Below are 10,312 nucleotides of genomic sequence, written 5' to 3'. Positions count from 1 at the left end.
TTGTGCCGGTGGCGGGGTGGCATCCACGCCAGCGCCGGGTCGTGGTCCCGGCTTCGGGGTCCGGGCGGGCATGGCGCCGGGGTTGGGAGTCGGAGTCTTGCCTTCAATTGGTGGCTGCTTCATGGTGAGGCATCCTTTCACTTTCATCTGTGTGCCGCGCGACACGGCTGCCGTAATGATTTGCAACTTTACCGTTGCCGGCGCGAGCATGTGTGCCCTTGCCCGTAGGGTGTTCCCACGGATGGATAGGCTACAAGGCGTGAATCAGTTCAACGTGCTTATCATTCCGGGTTCGCCGGCGCTTGTTCCGGAGCTGGCACCCCGGGATGATGCTGGCCGGAAACTCGTTTCCGCGATCCGCGCGCTGATTGAAAACGATGCTCGACCCATCCATATTGTGGGTTCCCGTGATAGCCGTTGGTACACGCAGCACACTGGCTCTTTTGCTGCGTGGGGTGCACCGCAGGTGAATGTGGGCAGAGGGAACTACGTCGCTGAGTTGGTTGCACGCTATTGCTTCGGGCCCGCAGTAGCACGTGTGACGGATTCGCGCGGGACGCTGAAGCCGTTCGACCCAGAGGTGCTCACCATCGTTGTCCTCGACGGGTCCGCGGGCCTGACGCAGCGCGCGCCACTAGCGCTCATCGAAGGGGCTGAAGCCACGCATGAGCAGATGGTACGGTTCTTGGATGGTAAAGCCACGTTGCCAAAGGACCTCGCGAAGCACGGCGTGATCGAGCCCGCGCTCTGGGAGGAACTCGCCGCCCAGCCAGCGAAAAACGAGCAACTCATCGTCGCGGACGCCTCGCTGGGGGTCGGCCGCTTTGTTGCCACGTGGGAGGTGGCTCATGGATAAGACGCCCATCGCGGTGGTGGGGCCGACGGCGTCGGGGAAGTCGCTCCTTAGCATTGCCCTTGCTCACGAGCTTGATGGTGAGGTGGTCAATGTCGATTCGATGCAGCTCTACCGTGGCATGGATATCGGCACCGCGAAGCTGACTCCTGCTGAGCGGGAGGGAGTGCCGCATCATCTGCTGGATATTTGGGAGGTCACGCGCACGGCGTCCGTCGCGGAGTATCAGGCGCGCGCGATCGAGGTAGTGGAGGACATCGCTGCGCGTGGCAGGGTTCCCATCCTCGTCGGCGGGTCCATGATGTACGTGCAATCGCTTATCGACGCCTGGCAGTTCCCACCCACCGACCCCGTTGTTCGTACCAAGTACGAACAACGGTTAGCGGAGATCGGCGTACAGGCGCTTCACGCGGAACTGGCGGAGGTGGATTCGCAGGCGGCAAGCATTATCGAGGACAATGATCCGCGCCGAACCGTGCGTGCGCTTGAAGTGATTGAACTCACCGGCAAACCGTTCCAAGCATCCCAACCACCGAAGGACGCTCCGCCACGGTGGGGGACACGAATCCTAGGTCTACGCACGGCGGCGCAGTGGCTCAACCCGCGCATTGAACTGCGTACGCAACAGATGTTTGAGCGTGGCTTTGTTGAAGAAGTACAAAAACTGGTCGTTGACGGACTCGTTGCGGATTCAACCGCGGGTCGCGCCATTGGCTATGCGCAGGTGCTGTCATACCTGGATGGTGAATGCACCCTGGATGAAGCGACCGAATCCACGATCATGGGAACCCGCCGCTACGTACGCCGTCAACGCTCCTGGTTCAACCGTGACAAGCGCATCACTTGGCTGGATGCCACGTTGAATGATGAAAAACCGGAAGAACTCCTGCAGGCGGCACTAGAATCTCTCGGGTGAGTAGTAACATCGAGAGCATTGCCACCCTCTCTTTCATCAAAGCGCACGGGACTGAGAACGACTTTGTCGTTGTCGTTGACACCGATGATGAACTTGAGCAGCGTGGTGTGCTCACCCGTGACCTTGTCGCCGCATTATGTGACCGACACGCGGGGATTGGCGCTGATGGTTTTTTGCGCGTCGTACGTACTGAATCCGGATGGTTCATGGACTACCGCAACGCGGATGGCTCCATTGCTGAGTTATGCGGCAACGGTATCCGCGTTTTTGTGCATGTGCTCGCAGCACTCGGGCTGGAAGGGCGCACAGACTTTAATGTGGACACCCGCGCCGGGGTCAAGCACGTGACCGTCCATGAGGTCAGCCCGTCGCGCGCTGTCATCGAAGTGGACATGGGGCGCGTTGAGGTCACCGGTGTATCCACCGCCCGCATGGGAGAGTTCTCCTTCGCTGGTTTGGGCATAGATGTGGGGAACCCACACCTGGCTTGCGTCATCCCGGGAATGACATCGGAACAGCTCGCTGACCTGCACTTCACACCGCCTGTCTTTGATACCACGTTCTTCCCGGACGGAGTGAACGTGGAGATCCTCACAGAAATGCACGAAGGTGAGGCGACCATGCGCGTGTGGGAACGCGGTGTGGGGGAAACCCGTTCATGCGGGACCGGCACGGTGGCTGCTGCACGTGCAGCACTTGCAGACGCGGGTGTTGAAAACGGCACCGTCACGGTCCACGTTCCAGGCGGGGCGGTGACTGTTCAGATCACTGATGGCTCAGCCACTATGACGGGTCCGTCTGTCATTGTGGCGCGCGGTGAGGTGCAGTTAACCAGCGTTGCGGGCAGCGCGCCGGGCATCGGACCAGGAACAAGCTAATTCACTAGCACGCTGGTCGGCGATGGTGATGAGTTTTTCTAGTTCGTGGCGGGAGAGGTCGCTTTGAAGCAAGTGCGTGTCCACGCGCGCAAGGAAGCGACGAGATGAGTCGAGGCGGAGCTGGAAGTCTTCGATTTCGGGGATGTCACTGTTGGGCACTGCGAGTGCACGGTAGGTGAGGGTTCGTTGCGTGAGAGCTTCGAGGTCAGTGCCCGTGGTGAAATCGTCGTACCAGTCGATGATCTCCGCGATGTCATCGCGCGCAACGCGCAGTGAGGCTTTAAGCGCCTCAATCTCCGGGTCGACGGTGGAATTGAGGAACCCGACGAATGCGATCGCAGCGAGACCAATACCAAGGATGAGTCCCAGGAACCCCAAACGTGCCACCAGCAAAATGACAACAACCATCGCGAGAGTCAGCCAAATCGCTGCCTCCCGGTTGCGGTTGTTCCTGGGCATGAGGCGCTCCTAGTAGCTCTAGTGGCCACCGCAGCCGCAGCTGCCACCACCGCCACCGCAGCCACCACCACCGCCACAGCCAGCTGCCATTGCAACAGAAGCAGCGAGGACCGCTGTACCAGCGACAACGGAATTGCGCTCTGGAAGGTCGCCACCGAAGGCGTCAGCGGGCACCACCACATCGAAGGGGAAGGCACCATCAACAGAGAGATGGATGAAACACTCGCCCGTCAAAGCATTAGTGCGGTACTCAGCCTCCAACACGCGGGCGGAAAAACGCGCCGCGGCATCCGGGGTGGCGGGTTTGCCGCCCGAGACGATCTCAGCGCCCTCGGACACGATCGTTCCCAGCGTCTCACCGGTGGCGGAAAGGTAATCATCCACGCTTGCGTAGTGCTGCACATCAACGCCGAGGGCGGTGAAACCCATTTCTTGCCATTGGAGAGTGGATTCGTCGACAAGCAGGGGGCCCTGCGCGATGTTCGCGGTGACTGAGGTGATCACATTGCCTTGTGGATCGACGATCTCGCAGAAGCCAACCACATCATTGACCATGCTCACGTGCGCATATGTGCGCGTGGTCGACGCAAACCCAGCGAAGGTGGCAAATGGCTCGACGGCCAGGATGTTCAGCTGCGCGCCCGACGGATCGGCGAACTGAATCAACTGGCCGCCACGGACCTCACCGGTCACCTCAAGCTGGTTTGATGCGATGGCAGCCTCCACCGCGTCCTGCCAACGCGTGAAGTTCATGCCGATGCTGGAAAGATCTTTTGTGATCGTGTCGCTCATAGGCCTGACTTTAGCGTCGCTGTGGGGTTGGGGAACAATCCGGTGAGAAGGACAGTTGTCATGAAAGAGAACAGTTATGAGATATCACCGGAGATGCTTTGGACACATCCAACGACCATGAAACAATAAGGATTCAATGACACAACCTTCTTCTTCGAATTCTTCATCTTCCTCGTCTGCTGCTGGGCAGCACACACCTTCCTCCTCTGCTGCTAGGCAGCACACACCTTCCTCCTCTGCTGCTAGGCAGCAGAGGAGCCACGATGAACTGTTGGCAGCGGCATTTCGTGACAATGAGCCCTCTGCGCGTAATGCAGAGGCAGATGCGCTTATCAACGAAGCTTTTGGCGCACCCACCGTTGGCTCGCTCGATTTGGCTGAGCGTAACTCCTTCCGTCGCGTGATCCGGGATACGGAGATCCGCTCGGAGGATCATGAGGACATCTACGAGGTCGAGTACCGCAAACTGCGTCTGGAGCAGGTCATCCTGGTGGGTATGTGGACAGAGGGGACCACGGCCGAGGTTGAGGCGAATATGAATGAGCTCGCCGCACTCGCAGAAACCGCGGGCGCTGAGGTTGTGGAAATGCTTTACCAGAAACGCGATAAGCCGGACCCGGGCACCTACATCGGCTCAGGCAAGGTGAGCGAGCTGCGCGATATTGTGCATGCGACCGGCGCCGACACGGTGGTGTGTGATGGTGAACTTTCACCAGGCCAGATGGTGGCGCTGGAGGAGGCGCTGAAGGTCAAGGTGATTGACCGGACCATGCTCATCTTGGATATTTTCGCGCAGCATGCAAAGTCGAAGGAGGGTAAGGCGCAGGTCAGCCTCGCCCAGATGGAGTACTTGTACACCCGTACCCGCGGTTGGGGTGGCAATCTGTCGCGCCAGGCTGGTGGCCGTGCGGGCTCCAACGGTGGTGTGGGTCTGCGTGGTCCGGGTGAGACCCGGATTGAGGCTGATCGTCGCCGCCTGCGTACGGAGATGGCCAAGTTGCGCCGAGAACTCGCGGGGATGAAAACTGCGCGCGATGTCAAGCGTGCGCAACGGCAGCGTTCGACGATTCCCAAGATCGCCATTGCCGGTTACACCAACGCCGGTAAGTCCTCCCTGATCAACGCCATGACGAATGCGGGTGTGCTGGTGGAAGACGCACTTTTTGCCACCCTGGACCCCTCCACTCGCCGGGCGGAGCTCGCGGATGGTCGCACAGTGGTGCTCACTGACACGGTGGGTTTCGTGCGTCACCTGCCTACACAATTGGTTGAAGCGTTTAAGTCCACTCTTGAGGAAGTCGCCGCCGCGGACCTGATGCTGCATGTCGTCGACGGTTCAGACCCCTTCCCGTTGAAACAGATCAAGGCAGTCAACGAGGTGCTCGCGGAAATCACACGGGAGACTGGGGAGGACATCCCGCCAGAAATCATTGTGGTGAACAAGATTGATCAGGCTGACCCGGTGATCTTGGCTGAGCTGCGCCACGCTTTTGCGGATTCGAAGCACCAGGTCGTGTTTGTGTCCGCGCACACAGGTGAGGGGATCAGTGAACTTGAGGGCCGCATTGAGATGTTCCTGAACACTCTTGACGCGCACGTGAAGCTGCTCGTCCCGTACACGCGCGGTGACATCGTCTCACGCCTTCATGAAGAAGGCACGGTTCTCACCGAAGAGTATGAAGAGCAGGGCACGCTTATCGACGTCCGCCTGCCCCGCATCCTCGCCCAGCAATACTCCGAATTCGCTGTGGATACCACCGGTGCTAGTTTCTAGCGAGTGAGCTCATTTTTAAAAAGCGTGTCATGGTCCCTCCACGGTGACGGTAAACACATCAAGCCGGGTGGCGTTGTAGCCCCCGATGAGCGACTGAGTTGGTCGCGCACCATCGGTATCGGCATGCAGCACGTGGTGGCCATGTTTGGTGCCACACTGCTGGTTCCCACGTTGACAGGATTCCCAGTTAACACGACCCTGCTGTTTTCCGGCTTGGGCACGATTATCTTCTTGCTGCTGACGCGGAACCGTCTGCCTAGTTACCTCGGTTCCTCCTTTGCGTTTATCGCGCCGCTGACTGCTTCGCAGCAGCACGGCATCGGCGCGCAGATCGGTGGCATTTTTGTCACGGGTCTCGCGTTGGTGGGCGTCGGTCTGATTGTCTCCTGGGCAGGCAAACGCGTCATCGATGCCGTCATGCCGCCGGTTGTCACCGGTGCGATTGTGGCGTTGATCGGCCTGAACCTGGCACCTACAGCCGTGGCGAACACCCAGACCCAACCGGTTGTGGGCTTGGTCACGTTGTTCGCCATCTTGGTGGCCACTGCCTGCTTCCGCGGCATGGCAGCGCGCTTGTCCATCCTCATCGGTGTGGTGACAGGCTGGGTTTTTGCCGCTGTTACCGGCAATCTTGGGGAGGATGCTGGTGCGACCATCGCCGCTGCACCCTGGATCGGTTTGCCCCAGTTCCACACCCCGGAATTTCACCTGTCCGCCATTTTGGTCACCTTGCCGGTGCTCGTGGTCCTCATCGCTGAAAACGTGGGCCATGTGAAGGCGGTTGCGGAAATGACACAACGCGACCTTGATGACCTGGCAGGTCCAGCCTTGATCGGTGATGGTCTAGCAACCACCCTGGCTGGTGGCTTCGGTGGTTCCGGTACCACCACCTATGCGGAGAACATTGGTGTGATGGCAGCTACCCGCGTGTACTCCACCGCCGCCTACTGGGTTGCTGCTGGTTTTGCTATTCTGCTCGCGTTCATCCCGAAGTTTGGTGCGCTCATCTTCACTATTCCCGCTGGTGTGCTGGGTGGTGCCTGCTTGGTGCTGTACGGGCTCATCGGTATGCTCGGCGTGCGCATCTGGCAGGACAACAAGGTGGACTTTTCCAACCCCATCAACCTCACTACCGCCGCGGTGGCACTCATCGTTGGTATTGGCAACCTCACCTTCGAGGTAGGCAACGTTACCCTCGAAGGCATTGCACTGGGCTCCATCGGCGTCATCGTGCTCTACCCAGTCATGCAGTGGGCATACCGCACCTTCGGCGAGGGCCATTTGTTGCCGGAGCAGGAGCCACAGGAACTTGAGGTGCCACGAACTTAATCCTCGTCGAGGTTCGAAGCGATCAGCGCTGCGATTCGCTCCACCGCTGCCGCATTATCGGAGGTGACCGTGACGTCATCGCCGTGCTCGGCGCCCATGGCCATGATCATGAGGGCGGAAGCTGCATCGGTTTTATCCCCTTGATCACCACCCACGAGGGTGAGAGTGATGTCCTCTTCATATCCGCCGGCAGCCTCCGCGATGAGGGTTGCAGGGCGGGCGTGTAGGCCAACAGTGGAACCAACAGTCACGGTTTTGGATGCCATGTGGGTGTCCTTTCAAAGAGGGGGCGGGGATCTATCTCTGCTTTTCCATCGTAGAGAAACTTGTCACCGGCGTTCTGCGCCACAGCTGTTTTGCAGTCAAAACCGCAATGGTGCTCACAGCAACACCAACAGCTAGCGCAATGAACATGCCCCACCATGGCTCATACGTGAAGATGACAAAAATTCCGCCGTGCGGTGCACGCGCACCAACACCGAGTGCCATGGACGTGGCGCCGGCGACAGCACCGCCGAGCATCATCGACGGAATCACACGAAATGGATCAGCAGCGGCGAAAGGGATCGCTCCTTCAGACACGAAGGACAAACCTAAAAGCCAGGCAGATTTGCCGGTTTGTTGCTCCGCTGGGGTGAACAGTTGGGCGCGGATTAACGTTGCACAAGATAACGCGATGGGTGGAACCATCCCAGAAATCATTACTGCAGCCATGATTTCAAAAGCAGCATCTGTCCCCGCAGATAAGCCAGCGGTGCCGAAGATATACGCAGCTTTGTTTACCGGGCCACCGAAGTCGAAGCACATCATGAGCCCAATGATGACGCCCAAGAGAATCGCAGATGAGCCCGTCATAGAAGTGAGCCAACCTTGCAAAGCAGCCATGATCTCGCCTAAAGGGTGTCCCAGGAGCAGGAACATCGTGAGACCAACGGCAAGGGAGGCCAGCAACGGAATGATAGCCACCGGCATGAGCGAGGCGAGCCATCGTGGAACCGTCCAGGAACCAACCCAAAAAGCAATGGCACCTGCCAGCACACCAGTGACCAAACCACCGATGAATCCAGCGCCCAGCATCACGGAGATCGCGCCTCCGATGAATCCGGGTGCAATTCCGGGGCGACCAGCAAGACCATAGGCGATGTAGCCAGACAAAGATGCAACAACGAACTGCATGCCTATTTGTCCGATGGAAAAGAGAATCGCGCCGAGGTAGAGGGCCCAGCCGGAATGGGAAAAGGGGGTGAGGTTGCCGCCGATAAGCACCTCATGCCCTGGCAGATTCGTGGGAGAGTATGTGATGGGAATGACCTGCCATCCGTTAGCCACGTCATAGCCACCAATGAGGTAGCCGAGGTCAAGTAACAGGCCACCAGCTGCCACGAAGGGCACCATGTAGGAAACGCCGGTCAGGATTGCTTGGTGGATGCGTTTAAGCCGACCAGTCGCTGGGGTAGATGTCGCAGTATCACTACTGGAAGCAGGCACGCGGCGCGGATTCAGGTTTCTTGCCGCGGCGATCGCCTCCTCAAGCATGGAAGTCGGCTCATTGATGGCGCGTTTCACTGGGCTGTCCACAACGGGTTTGCCGGCGAAGCGTTCGGGCTCGCGGATGGCAACATCGTGAGCGAAAATGACCGCGTCCGCACTGGCAATGAACTCCGGGGCGATGGGTTTCCCGCCTGAGGAACCCCGTGGTTCGACAAGCAGCTCCACATCGTTGCGGCCACGTGCAGCCTGTTCAAGTGCATCCGCAGCCATGTAGGTGTGTGCAATGCCTGTTGCACACGAAGTCACAGCAACAATGCGCTTTTTAGGCTTATCGACGTCTCCGCGCACCTTATTCTTCTTCACCCCTGCGTTGAGCACCTCGTTCACAGCAGTGACGACATCTTCGGGCGAGTTTGCATACCGGAGTTTTTCTAAGAACTCTTCGCGAACAAGCGCTCGTGCCAGCTTGGACAACAGCTGTAGATGAGCCTTAGTGTCGTCTTCCGGAGCAGCGATAAGAAAGACACATTCGGCGTCGCCGTCTGGTCCCGCGAAGTCCACCGGGTGTGAAAGGCGCACAAAAGCGAGTGTGGGTTCGGTGACAGCAGCTGTACGGCAGTGTGGAATAGCAATGCGTCCGTTCACACCGGTGCTTGCTTGTGCTTCACGCGCGTTTGCCGCTTCCGCTATCACATTCGGATTTTCAGTTCGGCCTGCGGCTGTAATGAGGCCTGCAAGGTGCCTAATGACATCCTGCGTTGTACTGCCGAAGTCCGCGTCGAGCGCCACTTGTTGCGTGGTGATCGTGTGGCAGGGCATTACTGTTCACTCCCCACCCTTGTTTGATCCCTGATTGGGAAAGGTGGACACAACGGTGTGCTCCAAATCCAGATCATGAGGTGTAGGGATGGCGGTTCCGGGATTGGACGCTGCGGCAGTGCCATAGGCCACGGAATGCCGTAAGGCCTCCGGTGAGTCCAACCCACGTATGCGGGCAAGGACATACCCAGCCAAGGCACTATCGCCTGCCCCGACTGTTGAACGGATAAGTGATGGCGGGGGAGTAGCCACCCACGCGCCATCGGCAGTGACTAAACACGCGCCCGCACTACCAAGAGTGACAAGGAGCTCAGGCACACCGCGGCAAACAACTGAGCGAGCAACCTCCACCACGTAGCAGAGATCACCGTTCGACGCAGCATCTTCGAGTGTGTGACCATCAATGCCGGCGAGCTGACCAAGCTCATAGCCGTTGGGTTTGATGATGTCTGGAGTGCCCTGGTCCATCCCCTCACTCAGCGCAATCAACGGTTCATCGGAGGTATCCACCGCGATAAGTGCATCCGAGTTAGCTTGACGCACGACAGCCACCAACGTGGAATACCAGTCATAAGGAGCACCCGGCGGAAGTGAGCCAGCCAGAACAACCACGTCCGACATAGCAGCACTCGTTGCTACTGCATCTTCCAGTGCAGCTATGGTGTCCGGTGTTAACCGCGCGCCCTGCTCATTGAGTTTGGTAGTCACCCCTGTTGCATCAGTAATGGTTGTGTTGGCGCGGACATTCCCGTCCACCGCGACGGTGCGCAGCGGAATATGTGCCTCGTGCGCGAGTGCAACAAAGGGATCAGTGTCATGTGCTGGCGCTAACGCAAGCACGGACTCTCCAGCTTTCAGGAGGGCATGGGCAACATTGATGCCCTTTCCACCGGGTTCACGGGAGCTGGTGGTTACGCGGATGACCTCTCCAGCAGTGAGACTATCCACGGTGAAAGTGACGTCAACGCTTGGATTAGGCGTGAAAGTAAAGATCACGGGTG

At 58.8% G+C, this 10,312-nt stretch carries 10 protein-coding genes; 5 read left to right on the top strand and 5 right to left on the bottom strand.

All coding sequences use genetic code 11. From position 1 onward, the window contains the following. Nucleotides 1-259 precede the first annotated feature (259 nt). The 3 genes from F4V54_RS01525 to dapF are packed head-to-tail and all read left to right on the top strand — an operon-like array spanning nucleotide 260 to nucleotide 2,647. Nucleotides 260-856: a hypothetical protein gene (locus tag F4V54_RS01525; RefSeq protein WP_249041191.1), complete on the top strand. Its 597-nt coding sequence runs from the start codon at nucleotides 260-262 to the stop codon at nucleotides 854-856. After that, nucleotides 849-1,769: a tRNA (adenosine(37)-N6)-dimethylallyltransferase MiaA gene (gene miaA / locus F4V54_RS01520; protein ID WP_150385996.1), complete on the top strand. Its 921-nt coding sequence runs from the start codon at nucleotides 849-851 to the stop codon at nucleotides 1,767-1,769. The genes F4V54_RS01525 and miaA overlap by 8 nt, the downstream gene beginning before the upstream one ends. Beyond that, nucleotides 1,766-2,647, top strand: a complete 882-nt coding sequence (gene dapF / locus F4V54_RS01515; RefSeq protein ID WP_249041190.1) for a diaminopimelate epimerase — start codon at nucleotides 1,766-1,768, stop codon at nucleotides 2,645-2,647. Before miaA ends, dapF begins: the two co-directional genes overlap by 4 nt. Here dapF and F4V54_RS01510 read toward each other — a convergent pair. Together F4V54_RS01510 and F4V54_RS01505 are read right to left on the bottom strand one after the other, a co-directional pair. Continuing rightward, nucleotides 2,597-3,106: a hypothetical protein gene (locus F4V54_RS01510; RefSeq protein WP_150385995.1), complete on the bottom strand. Its 510-nt coding sequence runs from the start codon at nucleotides 3,104-3,106 to the stop codon at nucleotides 2,597-2,599. The two genes, dapF and F4V54_RS01510, sit on opposite strands and share 51 nt — an antisense overlap. Nucleotides 3,107-3,124: 18 nt before the next feature. Continuing rightward, entirely contained in the window at nucleotides 3,125-3,886 is a 762-nt protein-coding gene (locus F4V54_RS01505; protein ID WP_034661643.1) for a hypothetical protein, read from the bottom strand. 343 nt (nucleotides 3,887-4,229) lie between these two features. Here F4V54_RS01505 and hflX point away from each other — a divergent pair, with 343 nt between their 5' ends. Next, entirely contained in the window at nucleotides 4,230-5,672 is a 1,443-nt protein-coding gene (gene hflX / locus F4V54_RS01500) for a GTPase HflX (protein ID WP_376998132.1), read from the top strand. Between the two features lie 3 nt (nucleotides 5,673-5,675). Continuing rightward, nucleotides 5,676-7,001, top strand: a complete 1,326-nt coding sequence (locus tag F4V54_RS01495; RefSeq protein ID WP_249041189.1) for a uracil-xanthine permease family protein — start codon at nucleotides 5,676-5,678, stop codon at nucleotides 6,999-7,001. Here F4V54_RS01495 and F4V54_RS01490 read toward each other — a convergent pair. From F4V54_RS01490 to F4V54_RS01480, 3 genes are read right to left on the bottom strand one after another with little or no spacing between them, the layout of a single operon-like run. After that, nucleotides 6,998-7,267, bottom strand: coding sequence for an HPr family phosphocarrier protein (locus F4V54_RS01490; protein WP_034661443.1), 270 nt, complete (start codon nucleotides 7,265-7,267; stop codon nucleotides 6,998-7,000). The genes F4V54_RS01495 and F4V54_RS01490 overlap by 4 nt on opposite strands. A 31-nt stretch (nucleotides 7,268-7,298) precedes the next feature. Beyond that, on the bottom strand, nucleotides 7,299-9,311 hold the full coding sequence (locus F4V54_RS01485; protein ID WP_150385993.1) for a PTS fructose transporter subunit IIABC: 2,013 nt from the start codon (nucleotides 9,309-9,311) through the stop codon (nucleotides 7,299-7,301). A gap of 6 nt (nucleotides 9,312-9,317) precedes the next feature. Then, nucleotides 9,318-10,307: a 1-phosphofructokinase family hexose kinase gene (locus tag F4V54_RS01480; protein ID WP_150385992.1), complete on the bottom strand. Its 990-nt coding sequence runs from the start codon at nucleotides 10,305-10,307 to the stop codon at nucleotides 9,318-9,320. Nucleotides 10,308-10,312 lie beyond the last annotated feature (5 nt).

The sequence above is a fragment of the Corynebacterium tuscaniense genome (assembly GCF_008693065.1).
GTDB classification, from domain to species: Bacteria; Actinomycetota; Actinomycetes; order Mycobacteriales; family Mycobacteriaceae; genus Corynebacterium; species Corynebacterium tuscaniense.
Note: the sequence above shows the minus strand (reverse complement) of the source record. Positions and strands in the feature narration are given on the sequence as shown.

Excerpts from the sequence above, each read along its gene's own strand:
- F4V54_RS01485 (WP_150385993.1), bottom strand. The coding sequence starts at position 9,311 with ATGCCCTGCCACACGATCACCACGCAACAAGTGGCGCTCGACGCGGAC.
- F4V54_RS01490 (WP_034661443.1), bottom strand. The coding sequence starts at position 7,267 with ATGGCATCCAAAACCGTGACTGTTGGTTCCACTGTTGGCCTACACGCC.
- F4V54_RS01510 (WP_150385995.1), bottom strand. The coding sequence starts at position 3,106 with ATGCCCAGGAACAACCGCAACCGGGAGGCAGCGATTTGGCTGACTCTC.
- miaA (WP_150385996.1), top strand. The coding sequence starts at position 849 with ATGGATAAGACGCCCATCGCGGTGGTGGGGCCGACGGCGTCGGGGAAG.